The following is a 15,345-nucleotide window of genomic DNA, read 5'->3' as shown; positions in this document are numbered from 1 at the left end:
ATATCGTGCCGGACAAACAAGGCGGTCGCGCGCGTTGGCACAGGCGTTACTGGCCAGAAACAGATGTAGGAGCAGCCTTGTGCTGCGAAGCGCCGCGCGGGCGGCGCTCGATCTCACAGGCGCTGAAAATGCAGTGCCGGACACATGGCAGCCCTGACCCCAACCTCTCGCCCTACACCCCACAGCCAACAAGGCCATCACCTGTAAGACATTTCTGAACATGAAACCAAATACTTCAGAAACGACCCGCTTAGGAATTATCGGGGCCGCGTTGCGGCCCGATCGCGACACAAGGCCGCTCCTGTAAGGGGTCTGCGCAGTCCAGCAGATCGTTGTCAACCGACCAGGGCGCGTACGCAGAAGTACAGGATCGACGGGCCCATCAGGCAGCCCAACCCGGTATGGAAGGTGGCTGTCAGGGCCCCGTACGGCACCAGGCGCCGGTCGGTCGCCGCCAGCCCGGCCGTCACCCCCGACACCGTCCCCGCCAACCCGCCGAACACCATCGCCGAACGTGGGTTGTCCAGCGCCAGCAGGCGCGCCGATACCGGGGTGAACACCATCACCAGGATCGCCTTGATCAGCCCGGTGGCAATCGACAGCGCCATCACGTCCGAGCTGGCCCCCAACGCTGCCCCGGTCACCGGCCCGACGATATAGGTCACCGCACCCGCACCAATGGTGGTCATGCTCACCGCATCACGGTAACCGAAGGCGTAGGCCACCGCAGCGCCGACAATGAATGGCAGCACCGTGCCGAGCAGCAGCGCCACCGCGCCGATCATCCCGGCCCTGCGCGCCTCGGTGGCTTGCACCTCGAAGGCCGTGGCGACAATGGCGAAGTCGCGCAGCATGGCCCCGCCCATCAGGCCGATGCCGGAGAACAGCGCCATGTCGGCCAGGCCTTTCTGGCCACCGGTAATGGTGCCACCGACCCAGGCCAGCACCAGGCCGATGACGATGGCGATGGCCGAGCCGTGCACGCGGCCGAAGGTCAGGTACTTCGACAAAACCACCGACAACCACATGATCGCGCCCACCACCGCAAAGGCAGTGATCAAACCGTTATGTTCCAGGGCATTGTCAATGATCGGCCACATGATCAACGCCCTCCTGCAGGGGCGGCCTGCACATTGCTTTCGGGGCCGGCCTCCACTGCCGGCAGGGGTTCGCCGCGGTGGCTGCGGCTGATCAGGGCAATGGTCGCACCGCACACCAGTACCGCCCCCACCGCCGCCAGCAACGCCACCGGCCCGCCGTGCAGGGCGGTGACCACGTTCTGCTGGGCAGCCATGGCCACCACCACCGGGATGTACATGGCGCCCCAGAAGCCCACGCCAAACTCGCATTCCTTGCTCATGCCGCCGTTGCGGTGCATGTACAGGCGTGCGCAGATCAGCAGGATCATGGCGATGCCGACCCCGCCCACATTGGATTTGACGCCCAGCAGCACGCCCAGGAAGTCGCCGACGATGACGCCGGCAAGCGTGCAGACCGCCAGCAGTGCCACACCATAGATGATCATTGTTGTTGTCCTCAGGTAGTGTCGAAGTTGCTTGTTGTTGTTCTTCGTAAACACACTTTTGTGCGGCTTTTGCCCCCATGGAACTGAACTCTGTGGGAGCGGCTTTAGCCGCGAACACCGGCGCAGCCGGTGCCATGCACCGCGTTGGATTCTTCGCGGCTAAAGCCGCTCCCACAGGGGTCGCCATCCGCCGCAGTGCCGCTGTCATCGTTCGTCGGCCACCTCCTGGCGCAGCAGCGCATCCAGGGTGTCCCAGCGGGTGCCTTCAACAGCAACCACCCTGCCCTGTTCGAACACCGGCCGGGCCAGCCCGCCGAGCACGTTGCCGGGCGGCAGCTCCAGGTGCAGGCGCACGCCACGCTCATAGGCGTTGCGCAACGTAGCACGCCAGTCGACCACCCGCGCCATGTTGCCGGCCAGGTCGTCGCGCAGACGCTGTGGGTCGAATATCGGCCGAGCGCTGCTGCCGCTGAGGTAGGTGATACGCGGTCGCTGCAGTTCGACCGTGGCGAAGGCACTGGCCAGTTCGGCCGCCGGGCCATCCAGCAACGGGCAATGCGACGGCACGCTGACCGCCAGGCGCCGGGCAACGCCCTGGCCCAGGCGGCGTGCCTTGGCGGCAACCGCAGCCATCGCACCATCGCTACCGGCGATGACGATCTGGTTGTCGCTGTTGAGGTTGGCGACATACACCTCGCCGCCCGTATCGCTCAACAAGCGTTCGACACAGGCCAGGTCCAGGCCGCTGAGTGCGGTCATGCCGTAGCCTTGTGGATAGGCGCGCTGCATCAGTTCGCCACGCAGGGCAACCAGGCGCACGGCATCGGCAAAACCCAATGCGCCCGCCGTGACCGCCGCCGGGTAGGCGCCAATCGACAAGCCCGCCACGTAATCCGGCGCGGGGCTGCGCTGCATCAGCCAGCGCGCCCAGGCCACGCCAGCCAGCAGCAGGCACAGCTGCACGGCACGGGTCGTCTGCAGGGCCTGCTGGCTGTCCAGCGCCAGGGCCTGCTGGCCGAGGGTGTCACTGGCCTCTTCCAGCAATTGCCCGGCCCCCTCAGGCAGGCGCTGCAGCATGCCCACCTGCTGGGCGCCTTGGCCGGGGAAGGCGAACAGGCTGCTCATGCGGCACGCTCCATCTCTGCCCATGGGTCGCTGACCAGGCGTGGGCCATGGGCCGACTTGAGCAGCACGCGGCGGGCGAAGCCGGCCCACTCACGCAGGGCGACGGCACCCGCCGGGGTTTCCAGCTGCAGGTCGATACGACAAGGCGCGCAATCGAGGATATCCAGCAGCTCACGCGCCTGCGCCCGGGCCAGCGGTTGTGGCGTGCGCAGCAGCAAGTCCAGGTCGCTGTCGGCGTGTACCACCTCCATACCGGTGGCGATCTGGTACCCCACCCCACCTGTCGGCCCCCAGGCCAGGCCGCTGGCATCCAGTACCGGGGCGACCGAGGCCAGGGCCTGCAATGCAGGCCAAGGGCTTTCAGCTTGCCAGCGCAGCGCTTCGGGGCCTTGCTGACACTGGATGTCGGCCAGCCGCATCAGTACACCCGACCGCTGCGCCCTGCCCTGGCCACGCAGCCCCACCGCCACCCAGCCGTTCGCACAGGTGGCACGGCGCACCACCACCGGCTGGCCGCTCAGCAGCACATTCTGCGCCCAACGCGGCGCATCAGCAGGCAGGCCCGATACGGGCATGCCCCAGAGCAGGTCGTGCGGCCTTGGCGCGTTCATCTCAAGCGCCCTGCCACTGGCGGCGCAGCTGTTCGCGCACCTGGCGCGAGGCGTTGCGGTTTTCGCCCGCCAGCCGCGACGACAGGTCGCTCGAGCTGCCGATGTCGCGCACCGCATCAGCCAGGCAGGCACGTACCTGGGCGATGTCGGCACTGCTCGGCGTCTCGGCGTTGTCCACCGTCAGGCGGCGCCACAGCAGGCCCAGCGAGGCGTAGCTGGCCAGGTCGTAGGCCATCGGCGGCACCTCGGCGGCCAGGGCTTCCAGTTGCTCGACGCTGCGCAGGGTGATGCGCGCTGCCGCCGCCTTGCCCATGGCGTGCACCATGACCCCGGCATCATCCAGGGCGATCAGGCGCTGGGCCTGGTAACCGTGGGCCAGGAAGGCACCGGACATGGCCTTGCCGACCAGCAGGCCGATCACCGGGTGCCCGGCCAACCGCGCCTGGGCATAGGCCTGCACCGCAGCGGCCAAGGCCTGGTGAATTCCCAACGCCTCCTCACGGCGGCCATAGGCCTGGCTGGGCACGTCGATCACCGCGACGATGGCGCGCTTTTGGCCGTGGCGGTCAGCCTCGACCGCTTCGCTCACAGCCTTGGCCAGGCCCCAGCCTTCCAGCAGGCCGACTTCGCCCGAGCGCGCCCGGGGGAACGGGTTGTCGGCGTCCGGCACCACGGCGATGAAACGCGCCAGGCGGTTGTCCAGTTCGCCATCGATTACCCGCAACGACGCGGGGTAGCCGGGCAAGGCTTGCCCGCCGGCCAGGCCCGGCAGCCAGTTCAAGGCACGGTTCATTTGGCTTCTCCTTGGTACAGGTCACGCACGGCAGCGGCATCCAGTTGCGTGCAGTCATCGCCCAGCCGGGCCAGGCGTTCGAGGAACCAGGCGTGTTGACCGGCGCGATCCCTTGAAGGCTCGTCGAGCAATTGCAGCAAGCGTTCGCGCAAAGCCTCGATGTCATCGGCCACACAGGCATCGACCAGGCCGCTGGCGTGGCGCTGCTCGCCGCCGGTCAAGCTCCAGATGAAGGGGCGGTCCTTTGCGTCGTATTCACCGATGCCCGCTTCCTGCTCGATTACCTGCGGGCCGTTGAGGCCCAGGCGGGCTTCGCGGGTGACCAGCAAGTGGCTGCAAAGGCCAGCGGCGATGGACATGCCGCCGAAACAGCCGACCGAACCTGCGACCAGGCCGACCACCGGCTGCCAGGCGCGCAGCTCGACAATCGCCGCCTGTATTTCGGCAATCGCCGCCAGCCCCAGGTTGGCTTCCTGCAGGCGTACACCGCCGGTTTCCAGCAGCAGCACGGCGCAGGTGGGGATGCCGTTGCGGTTGTCTTCGATGGCCAGTTCCAGCGCACCGGCGATCTTGGCCCCTCCCACCTCGCCCATGCTGCCGCCCTGGAAACTGCCTTCGATGGCAGCGACCACAGCGTTGCGCCCGTTCAGTAGGCCCTTGGCGATGACCACGCCATCATCGGCCTGGGGCACGATGCCCTGGCGCGGTAGCCAGGGTGACATCAGCCGGTCGAACGGCCCCAGTAGTTCACGGAAGCTGCCCGGGTCGAGCACGGCGCGGGCGCGCTGGCGGGCACCCAGTTCGACAAAGCTGCGGCTGTGCAGCAAGCGTGCGATATCAGTCATGAGCGATCTCCTCGAGGCCTTGCTCCAGACGCAAGCGCACCACGCCTGGGGTGGCGCCGAAATCATGGATGTCGATGTTCACGGCCGGCCAGGTGCGGCCCTCGAACAGGCGCTGGAACAGCTGCGCCCAGCGGGCAGCGCTGCCGTTGACCGAGGTCACCACCTGAATTTGCAGGCTGCCGGTGGTGCCGGGCTCGATCAGCACTTCAAGGTCACCGGAGCTGACGCAGCCCACCAGTGAGCGGCCACGCCCAGGTGCGGCGGCGGGGAATTGAAAGGTCAGGGTTTCCATGTCACAGGCTCCCGGCTTTGTCGAGGAACAGGCAGGCGGCCAGCAGATCGGCGGCGCCGCCCGGTGAGGCATTCAGGTGCAGCAGGTGCTGGTCCAGCCGGCGCAGCTGTCGGCGCCCTGCCAGCGTGGCGCTGCCGCCTTCGCTCAGCACGGTACGGGCGCCGTGCTGGACGGCAGCCAGCCCGGTCGGGCCGCTACGCCAGAGCACGCAGGTATCGTTAAGCACGGCCATGATCGCCAGCAGCGCGTCGAGCCGGGCGTGCGGCTCGCTGGCACCGGCTGCGCGGCTGCGCTGCAGTTGTGGCAGACCGTGACCGATAACCGCCGGGAAACCTTGCTGCGCCTGTTCGCGGGCGCCGCCAGTGCCATAGCGGCGGCGTACCTGCAGGCCATGGCTGTCCTGGGTGGTCATGGCGGGGTCGTCGAACAGTGCGATGCGCCCGGCACGGGCAGCCAGGGTGTTGGTATCGGCCTGGGTGTCGAGGGCCTTGGATGCAACCAGCAGGCCGAGGGCCCAGATTGCGCCGCGGTGGGTGTTGACCCCGCCGGTGGCGGCCAGCATCGCCGCCTCGCCTTCGCGGCCGAGCTGGCCCAGGGTGGCGCGCAGGGGCTGGCCGAGGGTGCCGATGGCCTGGGCGGCTTCGGCCATGTTGCGCAGGCATGGCCACAGGGCCAGGGCCGAGGCATGCATCAGGGCCAGGGTCATGTCGTGGTGGGCGCCATTGCCACGGCGGTCGACCAGGCCGGGTTTGGGGGACAGGTCGGCTTCGTCGATCAGGGCTTCCACGGCCAGGTCGGCCAGGTGATCGGCCAGGGGTAATTTGGTTGCCTGTGCTGGCCTCTTCGCGGGCACGCCCGCTCCCACAGGGACCGCGCAATCTTCAAGTGCATCACTTTCCCTGTGGGAGCGAGCATGCTCGCGAAGAAGCCCACGCGGTTGCAAGTCGAGTGCTTTCATCACCAGCTCCTGAACCGTGCAGGCGGGTTGTACAGGCCGCCAGACCATTCGACCAGGTCGGCGATGCTGCGCGCAGCCAGCAGTTCGCGGCTGGCGTCGGTACGGCGGATGCCGAGGTCTTCGGGCAAGGCGACCAGGCCTTGCTGGCGCAGGCGCTGCGTGTCCCTGGGGTCGTGCCGCAGGCCGATGGCGGTAACCCCGGCCACGGCGGCGATCATCTGCTGGCGCTCTTCCAGGCTGCGGGCCTTGTACAGGTAGGCAATGCCCTCCTCGGTCAGCAGGTGGGTGACGTCGTCGCCGTAGATCATCACCGGCGCCAGCGGCATGCCGGCTTTCCTGGCCACTTCCACGGCATCGAGGGTTTCCACGAAGGTGGGCTTGCCGCCTTCCTGGTAGGTCTCGACCATCTGCACCACCAGCTTGCGACCGCGTTCGAGCATGGTTTCCGGCACGGTCATGTCGAGCCAGGCCGGGGTCGCATGGCGCCGGCCACGGGGGTCGTGGCCCATGTTCGGGGCACCGCCGAAGCCGGCCAGGCGGCCGCGGGTCACGGTCGAGGAATGGCCATCGCCATCCACCTGCAGGGTGGCGCCAATGAACAGGTCGACGGCGTACTGCCCGGCAAGCTGGCACATCATGCGGTTGGAACGCAGCGAACCATCACGGCCAGTGAAGAACACGTCCGGGCGCTGGGCGATGTAGTCTTCCATGCCCAGTTCGGTGCCGAAGCAGTGCACGCTTTCCACCCAGCCGGTCTCGATGGCCGGGATCAGCGTCGGGTGCGGGTTGAGTGTCCAGTTGCGGCAGATCTTGCCCTTCAGGCCCAGGGACTCGCCATAGGTGGGCAGGATCAGCTCGATGGCGGCGGTGTTGAAGCCAATGCCATGGTTCAGCGACTGCACCTGGTGTTTTTCGTAGATGCCGCGAATGGCCATCATCGCCATCAGCACATGCACCGGCTTGATGTGGCGCGGGTCGCGGGTGAACAGCGGCTCTATATAGAAAGGCTGGTCGGCAACCACCACGAAATCGACCCAGGATGCCGGGATATCGACCCGTGGCAGGTCATCCACGCGGTCCACCAGCTGGTTGACCTGGGCGATGACGATGCCGTCGCTGAACGCAGCCGGCTCCACCAAGGCCGGGGTGTCTTCGGTGCTGGGGCCGGTGAACAGGTTGCCGTCGCGATCGGCCATGAAGCCAGCCACCAGGGTGACGTTGGGGATCAGGTCGACCAGCAGCCGCGAGTACAGCTCGATATAGGTGTGGATGGCACCGACTTCGAGCAGGCCGTCTTCCAGCAGTTGGCCAATGCGCAGGCTCTGCGGGCCGGCGAACGAGAAGTCGAGCTTGCGGGCTATACCACGTTCGAACAGGTCGAGGTGCTCGGCCCGGCTGACGCTGGGCATGATCATGTGCAGGTTGTGCAGGCGCCCAGGGTCGACCTTGGCCAGCGCGCGGGAAAGGAAGTCGGCCTGCTTCTGGTTGTTGCCTTCGAGCACTACCCGGTCGCCGGGAGCCAGCAGCAGTTCCAGGGCTTCGACGATACGCTCGGTGGGCAGCACCACGCCGTCGGCGAGGTGGCGGACCCGGTCAAGGCGGCGCTGCTTTTCGGCGCGCCGCCGCGACCATTGCGGCGGTGGATTCTTGGTTGTTGTCATGGTGACTCCACGGGTTCGCTGTCGTGGGGTCACCTTAGGGCTGGGGTGGTGGGAGGATCAATCAAGCTACTGGCGCTTTCGTTACTGTCAGGTTAATGATTGGAGCGCGCTACCTTCGGGCAGGGCAAAAATGCACGATGCCCTTGCACAATTGTCGATTGTGCAAGGCAAATTCGCATGACAGGATCCTGCGATCCTCCAGCGAACTCCAGACTTCACTTGGAAAATCAATAACAAAGCAGGGAGAACGCAATGACTGCGCACGCTCATACCTCGGCAACCGACCATGTGCTGGCCGAGGTCCGCAACCAGATCGGCCATCTGACCCTGAACCGCCCCGCCGGCCTCAATGCCCTGACCCTGGACATGGTCCGCAGCCTGCGCCAGCACCTCGACCAGTGGGCCGAAGACCCGCACGTGCACGCCGTGGTACTGCGTGGCGAAGGCCCGAAAGGGTTCTGCGCCGGTGGCGATATCCGCTCGCTGCACGACAGCTTCAAGGCCGGCGAAACGCTGCATGAAACCTTCTTCGTCGAGGAATACGCCCTCAACCTGGCCATCCACCGCTACCGCAAGCCGGTGCTGGTGCTGATGGACGGCTTCACCCTCGGTGGCGGCATGGGCCTGGCCCAGGGCTGCGACCTGCGCGTGGTCACCGAACGCAGCCGCCTGGGCATGCCCGAAGTGGGAATCGGCTATTTCCCGGATGTGGGTGGCAGCTACTTCCTGTCGCGCATTCCGGGCGAACTGGGCACCTACCTGGGGGTCAGTGGCAGCCAGATCCAGGCTGCCGATGCACTGTACTGCGGCCTGGCCGACTGGTACCTCGCCAGCGACCAGCTGGCAGCCCTCGACCAGGGCCTGGACCAGCTGCACTTCGGCGACCAGCCACTCAAGGACCTGCAGAACCTGCTGGCCAAGCTCGGCACCCAGGTGCTCGACGATGCGCCGCTGGAAAAACTGCGCCCGGTCATCGACCACTTCTTTGCCCTGCCCGACGTGCCTGCCATCGTCGAGCAACTGCGTGCGGTGAGCATTGGCGACAGCCACGCCTGGGCGGTAGCCACCGCCGACCAGCTGGAAAGCCGCTCGCCGCTGGCCATGGCGGTTACTCTGGAGATGCTGCGCCGGGGTCGCCACCTGAGCCTTGACGACTGCTTTGCCATGGAGCTGCACCTGGACCGCCAGTGGTTCCAGCACGGCGACATCATCGAAGGCGTGCGCGCGCTGATCATCGACAAGGACAAGCAGCCACGCTGGAACCCGCCGACCCTGGCCGCACTGCAACGCCAGCGGGTCGACCAATTCTTCGAAGGCCTGTGAGCCCGGGAGTACACAGATGCAAGACCTGGAACTGAGCGAAGAACAGATCATGATCCGCGACATGGCCCGGGACTTTGCCCGCGGCGAGATCGCCCCGCATGCCCAGGCCTGGGAAAAGGCCGGCTGGATCGACGATGGCGTGGTGCGCAAGATGGGCGAACTGGGCCTGCTGGGCATGGTGGTGCCGGAAGACTTTGGCGGCAGCTACACCGACTACGTCGCCTACGCCCTGGCGGTGGAAGAGATCGCCGCCGGCTGCGGTGCCACCGGAGCGATGATGAGCATCCACAACTCGGTGGGCTGCGGCCCGCTGCTGGCCTACGGCACGGCCGAACAGCAACAGCAGTGGCTGCCACGCCTGGCCACCGGCGAGGTGATCGGCTGCTTCTGCCTGACCGAGCCACAGGCCGGTTCCGAGGCGCACAACCTGCGCACCCGCGCCGAACTGGTGGATGGCCAGTGGGTGATCAACGGTGCCAAGCAGTTCGTCAGCAACGCTCGCCGCGCCGGCCTGGCCATCGTCTTCGCGGTGACCGACCCGGAGCTGGGCAAAAAGGGCCTGTCGGCGTTCCTGGTGCCCACCGACAACCCGGGCTTCAAGGTCGATCGCAGCGAGCACAAGATGGGCATCCGCGCTTCCGACACCTGCGCGGTCACCTTCGACAACTGCCGCATCCCTGCCGCCAATATCCTCGGTGAGCGTGGCAAGGGCCTGGCCATCGCCCTGTCCAACCTTGAGGGTGGCCGTATCGGCATTGCTGCCCAGGCACTGGGCATTGCCCGCGCCGCGTTCGAGGCGGCGTTGGCCTACTCGCGTGATCGGGTGCAGTTCGGCAAGCCGATCAACGAACACCAGAGCATCGCCAACCTGCTGGCCGACATGCAGGTGCAGGTGAATGCCGCGCGCTTGCTGATCCTGCATGCCGCACGCCTGCGCAGCGCCGGCAAGCCGTGCCTGTCGGAAGCTTCGCAGGCCAAGCTGTTCGCCTCGGAGATGGCCGAGCGGGTGTGTTCGATGGCGATCCAGGTGCATGGCGGGTATGGTTACCTGGAGGATTACCCGGTCGAGCGCTACTACCGCGATGCGCGGATCACGCAGATCTATGAAGGGTCTAGCGAGATCCAGCGGATGCTGATTGCGCGGGAGTTGAAGCACTACCCGCTTTAAAACCTTGCGCGATCCCTGTAGGAGCGGCCTTGTGTCGCGATAGGGCCGCATGGCGGCCCCAGCAATTTGTGCATCGAAGCTGACATCCTGGGGCCGCTTTGCGGCCCTATCGCGACACAAGGCCGCTCCTACAAGGGCCAGCGTTAACCGCCCCGCACTCGGCTATCGCCAATACCGCGAATCATCCACCACCCTGGCATGCCCCTCGAACAGCGCCGGCAGTTGCTCCTTGAGGTAGTCGATCCAGGTGCGCACCTTGGCATCCAGATAATGCCGTGACGGGTAGATCGCATACAGCGCGCTCTCGCGCAGGCGATACGGCGCCAGCAAGCGGCACAACCGCCCCTGCTCGATCGCCTGGCTGGCGGTGTAGAACGGCAGCAGGCCAATGCCCATGCCCAGCTCGCTGGCCACCAGCATGGCGTCGGCGACGTTGGTGGAAAAACTGTCGTTCGGTGCGATCACGCACTGGTCCACCCCTTGCGGGAACACCCAGTCACCTTCGTACATCGGATACGCCATGCGCAGGCAACGGTGCTGGTGCAGGTCTTCCGGGCGCTCTGGCACGCCGTGGGCCAACAGGTAGCTCGGCGCCGCGCAGGGGATGCTGAAAATGTTGCCCAGCGGCACAGCGATCAGCTGCGAATCCGGCAACGCACCGTCCACGGTAATCACCACGTCATGCCCTTCGGCCAGCGGGTCGGGGTTGCGCTGGGACAGGGTCAGTTCGATCACCACCTCCGGGCACAATGCGTTGTAGCCGGCCACCAGCGGCATCAGCAACAGGCCCATCCCGTGCGGGCAATGCAAGCGCAGGCGACCGCGGGGCGTGAGGTGCGCGCCACGGGCTTCCCCCACCGCCTCTTCGGTCAGCAACATGATCTGCCGCGCGCGCTCGAGAAACCGCTCGCCCGCCTCGCTCATGCGCAAACGCCGCGTGGTGCGGTGCAGCAGGCGGGTCTGCAGCTGGTTTTCCAGCTCGGCAACGATGCGCGAAACCTGCGCCGCGGAAATATCCAGGGCATTGGCGGCCGCAGCGAAGCTGCCGCATTCCACCACACGGGCGAAGGTACGCATGGCATGCAGCATGTCCATGAAGGTGCTCCTTGTTCGGTCTTATTCTTGCGTTAAAGGCAGGAATCTATCACGGGTTAGCCCATTTATTGTGGATGGCCAATGAATGGATCATTAGTCATACATTGAAAAAAGGAGCCTGCCATGAAACGTTCGATCGCTGTCCTTGCCGTTACCGCTGCCCTCGCCTCGTTCGGTGCCCTTGCCGACACCGGCAGCAACCAGCCGGTCAGCAGCAGCAACTACGAATACGGCATGCCGCTGGACGTGGCCAAGGTCATCTCCATCACCCCGCCCAGCAACGCCGCCGACTGCCAGGTTGGTACCGCGCACATGGTGTATGTCGACCACCAGGGGCAGAAGCGCGAAATCGACTACCGGGAAATGGGCAACTGCTCGCAGCAGTGAGTCAGGCCAGTACCTCGGTGATCCAGCCGACCTGTTGCTTGAAGTCGTCGATTTTCGCCTGAGGCACCGCACCGCGGGCCCGCTCGAAGTTGGCCAGGGTCTGCTGCTTCTGCCGCAGCATGCGCCGCCACTTGACCAGAAACGCCTCGCTTTTCTCCTGCACCAGCACCGGGCCGAAGTACAGCTGTTCAGCGGTGTACGCCGCCCCGCCCGGCTCGGCGACGATGATCTCGTAGTCGAAGCGGTTCTCCCGCAGCAGTTCTTCGCTGACGATCCGGTAACCATTGCCCATCAGCCACTGGCGCAGTTCGCGCTCGGCGCCATTGGGCTGCAGCACCAGGCGCGTGACGCCAGCCAGGCGCTGCTTGCCGGCCTCGAGGATCTCGCACATGGTGTCGCCACCCATGCCGCAGATGCTGATCACCGAGATGCGATCTCCCGGCTCGACCGCTGCCAGGCCATCGGCCAGGCGCACGCTGACCCGTCCTTCCAGGCCGTTCCTGCGGACGTTGCGCTGGGCCGAGGCGAACGGCGTCTGCGCCACCTCGCCCGCTACCGCCGCGTCCAGTATGCCGCGCAGCATCAAGGCCACCGGCAGGTAGCCATGGTCCGAGCCGATGTCGGCCAGGCGCGCGCCTTGCGGTACTTGTGCAGCCACGCGCTCCAGGCGCCTGGACAATGTCTGTTCGTTCAACGTAAACCCCTGCTTTGCAATCGGCCGCGATTCTGACGGCGAACGCCACGCATTTCAAACACCGGGGCGCCCTCGACCAGGCCGGCGCGCTCGCGTAGGCTTGCCGCTTTCCTTCCGTAGCAAGGCAAAACACACCATGGCACAAGCAGACATCATCTACACCCCGGACCCGGACGCCGAGTCGATTTCTTCCGACGTTGCCGAATACAACGGCGTGCTGGTCACCACGCAGATCCCGACCCACGCTGATGGCAGCCTGGAGCTGGGCGGCATCGTCGAGCAGAGCGAGTGCACCCTGCAGGCGCTGAAGGTGGCGCTGGAGAAGGCCGGCAGCGGCATGGACCGCGTGCTGCACCTGACCATCTACCTCACCGACATGGCCGACCGCGCGGCATTCAACGAGGTGTACCAGCGCTTCTTCAGCAAGCCCTGGCCGGTACGCGCCGCCGTGGGTGTGGCTGCACTGGCGTTCGAAGGCATGCGCGTGGAAGTGACCGCAATGGCTGCCAAGCGCTGACTTTTGCCTGAGGCACGATCCTTGTAGGAGCGGCCTTGTGTCGCGATTGGGGTGCGCAGCGCCCCCAGGTTCTCAGCTCCGCAGCAGATATTGCCGGGGCCGCGTTGCGGCCCTTCGCGACACAAGGCCGCTCCTACAAGCACCCCGATGATGCCGCCAGCCCGTTTCGCCGCTACAATGCCCGCCTAAACCGTGACAGCCCGAACCTATAACGACATGTCCCTTCCAAAGAATCACCTGGAACTGCTCAGCCCTGCCCGTGACGTGGCCATCGCCCGCGAAGCGATCCTGCACGGCGCAGACGCCATCTACATCGGTGGCCCGAGCTTCGGCGCGCGCCATAACGCCTGCAACGAAGTCAGCGATATCGCCGAACTGGTCGAGTTCGCCCATCGCTACCATGCACGCGTGTTCACCACCATCAACACCATCCTCCACGACAACGAGCTGGAGCCCGCGCGCAAGCTGATCCACCAGCTGTACGACGCTGGTGTCGACGCACTGATCGTGCAGGACCTGGGGGTGATGGAGCTGGACATCCCGCCGATCGAGCTGCACGCCAGCACCCAGACCGACATCCGCACCCTGGAACGGGCCAGGTTCCTCGACCAGGCCGGCTTCTCCCAGCTGGTGCTGGCGCGTGAGCTGAACCTGCAGCAGATCCGCGCCATCGCCGCCGAAACCGACGCCGCCATCGAATTCTTCATCCACGGTGCGCTGTGCGTGGCCTTCTCCGGCCAGTGCAACATCTCCCATGCGCAGACCGGCCGCAGCGCCAACCGTGGCGACTGCTCGCAAGCCTGCCGCCTGCCCTACACCCTGAAGGATGACCAGGGCCGCGTGGTCGCGTTCGAGAAGCACCTGTTGTCGATGAAGGACAACAACCAGACCGCCAACCTGGCTGACCTGGTCGACGCCGGCGTGCGCTCGTTCAAGATCGAAGGCCGCTACAAGGACGTGGCCTATGTGAAGAACATCACCGCCCACTACCGCAAGGAACTCGACGCCATCCTCGAAGGCCGCCCGGAGCTGGCCCGTGCCTCCAGCGGCCGCACCCAGCACTTCTTCGTGCCCGACCCGGACAAGACCTTCCACCGCGGCAGCACCGACTACTTCGTCACCGACCGCAAGGTCGACATCGGCGCCTTCGACTCGCCAACCTTCACCGGCCTGCCGGTGGGCGTGGTGGAAAAGGTCGGCAAGCGTGACATGCAGGTGGTCACCGAGGTGCCGCTGACCAACGGCGACGGCCTCAATGTGCTGGTGAAGCGTGAGGTGGTGGGCTTCCGTGCCAACATCGCCGAACCGCGTGGCGAATTCGAGGAAGACGGCGAGAAGCGCTACCGCTACCGCGTCGAGCCCAACGAAATGCCTGAAGGCCTGCACAAGCTGCGGCCCAACCACCCGCTGTCGCGCAACCTCGACCACAACTGGCAGCAGGCCCTGCAACGCACTTCGGCCGAGCGCCGCGTCGGCGTGCAATGGCACGCGGTACTGCGCGAGCAACGCCTGGTGCTGACCGTCACCAGCGAGGAAGGCGTGGGCACGCAAGTGGCACTGGAAGGCCCGTTCGGCCCGGCCAACAAGCCGCAGCAGGCGCTGGACCAGCTGCACGACCTGCTCGGCCAGCTGGGTACCACCATGTACCACGCCGACAGCATCGAGCTGGACGCCCCGCAGGCTTACTTCATCCCCAACTCGCAGCTCAAGGCCCTGCGCCGCGAAGCCATCGAGGCGCTGACTGCAGCACGGGTGCAGGCGCACCCGCGTGGCGGGCGCAAGGCCGAGACCACGCCACCGCCGGTTTACCCAGAATCGCACCTGTCGTTCCTGGCCAACGTGTACAACCAGAAGGCCCGCGACTTCTACCACCGCCACGGCGTGCAGCTGATCGACGCGGCCTACGAGGCCCATGAAGAGCACGGCGAAGTGCCGGTGATGATCACCAAGCACTGCCTGCGCTTCTCCTTCAACCTGTGCCCCAAGCAGGCCAAGGGCGTGACCGGCGTGCGCACCAAGGTGGCGCCGATGCAGCTGATCCAGGGTGATGAAGTGCTGACCCTGAAGTTCGACTGCAAGCCGTGCGAAATGCACGTGATCGGCAAGATGAAAAGCCACATCATCGACCTGCCGACCCCGGGCAGCGCGGTGGCCCAGGTGGTTGGACACATCAGCCCGGAAGACCTGCTGAAGACCATTCCGCGCGGGCCGCATTGATCGGTGGCCTGCAAGGGCCCTTTTGCGGCTGAAGCCGCCTGCATGGTGATACTCGAAGGGATGGTGGGACGACTCGGGAAGACCCGACAATGCTTGCCTGCAAAAAACCGTTTGCCCCCGCGCAAACCTGCGCC

General features: G+C 66.1%; 16 protein-coding genes. 5 read left to right on the top strand and 11 right to left on the bottom strand.

The genetic code is table 11. The annotated features are described in order from the left end of the window. Positions 1-335: 335 nt before the first annotated feature. The 9 genes from madM to mdcA form a co-directional block, all read right to left on the bottom strand. Positions 336-1,100: a malonate transporter subunit MadM gene (gene madM / locus RR51_RS26460; protein ID WP_024087229.1), complete on the bottom strand. Its 765-nt coding sequence runs from the start codon at positions 1,098-1,100 to the stop codon at positions 336-338. 2 nt (positions 1,101-1,102) lie between these two features. Then, a complete protein-coding gene (madL, locus tag RR51_RS26455; protein WP_003258591.1) occupies positions 1,103-1,525 on the bottom strand; it encodes a malonate transporter subunit MadL in 423 nt (140 codons plus the stop codon). Positions 1,526-1,729: 204 nt separating this feature from the next. Next, positions 1,730-2,650, bottom strand: coding sequence for a malonate decarboxylase subunit epsilon (mdcH, locus tag RR51_RS26450; protein ID WP_039615231.1), 921 nt, complete (start codon positions 2,648-2,650; stop codon positions 1,730-1,732). After that, on the bottom strand, positions 2,647-3,261 hold the full coding sequence (locus RR51_RS26445) for a malonate decarboxylase holo-ACP synthase (RefSeq protein ID WP_039615230.1): 615 nt from the start codon (positions 3,259-3,261) through the stop codon (positions 2,647-2,649). The genes mdcH and RR51_RS26445 overlap by 4 nt, the downstream gene beginning before the upstream one ends. A gap of 1 nt (position 3,262) precedes the next feature. After that, positions 3,263-4,054 carry a biotin-independent malonate decarboxylase subunit gamma gene (gene mdcE / locus RR51_RS26440; RefSeq protein WP_039615229.1) on the bottom strand — a complete coding sequence of 264 codons (792 nt, stop codon included), beginning with the start codon at positions 4,052-4,054 and terminating at the stop codon, positions 3,263-3,265. Continuing rightward, positions 4,051-4,899, bottom strand: a complete 849-nt coding sequence (locus RR51_RS26435) for a biotin-independent malonate decarboxylase subunit beta (protein ID WP_039615228.1) — start codon at positions 4,897-4,899, stop codon at positions 4,051-4,053. Before RR51_RS26435 ends, mdcE begins: the two co-directional genes overlap by 4 nt. Further along, positions 4,892-5,191 carry a malonate decarboxylase subunit delta gene (locus RR51_RS26430; protein ID WP_039615227.1) on the bottom strand — a complete coding sequence of 100 codons (300 nt, stop codon included), beginning with the start codon at positions 5,189-5,191 and terminating at the stop codon, positions 4,892-4,894. Before RR51_RS26430 ends, RR51_RS26435 begins: the two co-directional genes overlap by 8 nt. A 1-nt stretch (position 5,192) precedes the next feature. Continuing rightward, the gene (locus RR51_RS26425; RefSeq protein WP_039615226.1) at positions 5,193-6,149 is read right to left on the bottom strand and encodes a triphosphoribosyl-dephospho-CoA synthase; all 957 of its coding nucleotides are present in this window, start codon (positions 6,147-6,149) and stop codon (positions 5,193-5,195) included. Beyond that, the gene (gene mdcA, locus RR51_RS26420; protein ID WP_039615225.1) at positions 6,149-7,810 is read right to left on the bottom strand and encodes a malonate decarboxylase subunit alpha; all 1,662 of its coding nucleotides are present in this window, start codon (positions 7,808-7,810) and stop codon (positions 6,149-6,151) included. Before mdcA ends, RR51_RS26425 begins: the two co-directional genes overlap by 1 nt. A 252-nt stretch (positions 7,811-8,062) precedes the next feature. On the opposite strand from mdcA, the gene RR51_RS26415 reads away from it, so the two are divergent. Together RR51_RS26415 and RR51_RS26410 are read left to right on the top strand one after the other, a co-directional pair. Next, the gene (locus tag RR51_RS26415; RefSeq protein ID WP_039615224.1) at positions 8,063-9,133 is read left to right on the top strand and encodes an enoyl-CoA hydratase/isomerase family protein; all 1,071 of its coding nucleotides are present in this window, start codon (positions 8,063-8,065) and stop codon (positions 9,131-9,133) included. A gap of 16 nt (positions 9,134-9,149) precedes the next feature. Continuing rightward, positions 9,150-10,301: an acyl-CoA dehydrogenase family protein gene (locus RR51_RS26410; protein WP_003258582.1), complete on the top strand. Its 1,152-nt coding sequence runs from the start codon at positions 9,150-9,152 to the stop codon at positions 10,299-10,301. 162 nt (positions 10,302-10,463) lie between these two features. On the opposite strand, the gene RR51_RS26405 is transcribed toward RR51_RS26410, so the two are convergent. Beyond that, the gene (locus RR51_RS26405) at positions 10,464-11,396 is read right to left on the bottom strand and encodes a LysR family transcriptional regulator (protein ID WP_013972881.1); all 933 of its coding nucleotides are present in this window, start codon (positions 11,394-11,396) and stop codon (positions 10,464-10,466) included. A gap of 123 nt (positions 11,397-11,519) precedes the next feature. Here RR51_RS26405 and RR51_RS26400 point away from each other — a divergent pair, with 123 nt between their 5' ends. Continuing rightward, positions 11,520-11,783: a DUF2790 domain-containing protein gene (locus RR51_RS26400; protein ID WP_015270611.1), complete on the top strand. Its 264-nt coding sequence runs from the start codon at positions 11,520-11,522 to the stop codon at positions 11,781-11,783. 1 nt (position 11,784) lies between these two features. Here RR51_RS26400 and RR51_RS26395 read toward each other — a convergent pair whose 3' ends face one another. Continuing rightward, complete coding sequence (locus tag RR51_RS26395; RefSeq protein WP_039615223.1) at positions 11,785-12,477, bottom strand: tRNA (adenine(22)-N(1))-methyltransferase; 693 nt, start codon at positions 12,475-12,477, stop codon at positions 11,785-11,787. A 136-nt stretch (positions 12,478-12,613) separates the two neighbouring features. On the opposite strand from RR51_RS26395, the gene RR51_RS26390 reads away from it, so the two are divergent. Together RR51_RS26390 and RR51_RS26385 are read left to right on the top strand one after the other, a co-directional pair. After that, positions 12,614-12,994 (top strand): RidA family protein, encoded by a 381-nt coding sequence (locus tag RR51_RS26390; RefSeq protein ID WP_015270613.1) that lies wholly within the window; start codon positions 12,614-12,616, stop codon positions 12,992-12,994. A gap of 216 nt (positions 12,995-13,210) precedes the next feature. Further along, complete coding sequence (locus RR51_RS26385) at positions 13,211-15,211, top strand: peptidase U32 family protein (RefSeq protein WP_038409735.1); 2,001 nt, start codon at positions 13,211-13,213, stop codon at positions 15,209-15,211. Positions 15,212-15,345: the final 134 nt, after the last annotated feature.

Source organism: Pseudomonas sp. C5pp (assembly GCF_000814065.1).
Lineage (GTDB): Bacteria > Pseudomonadota > Gammaproteobacteria > Pseudomonadales > Pseudomonadaceae > Aquipseudomonas > Aquipseudomonas asiatica.
This window is presented reverse-complemented; position numbering and strand designations above follow the sequence as displayed.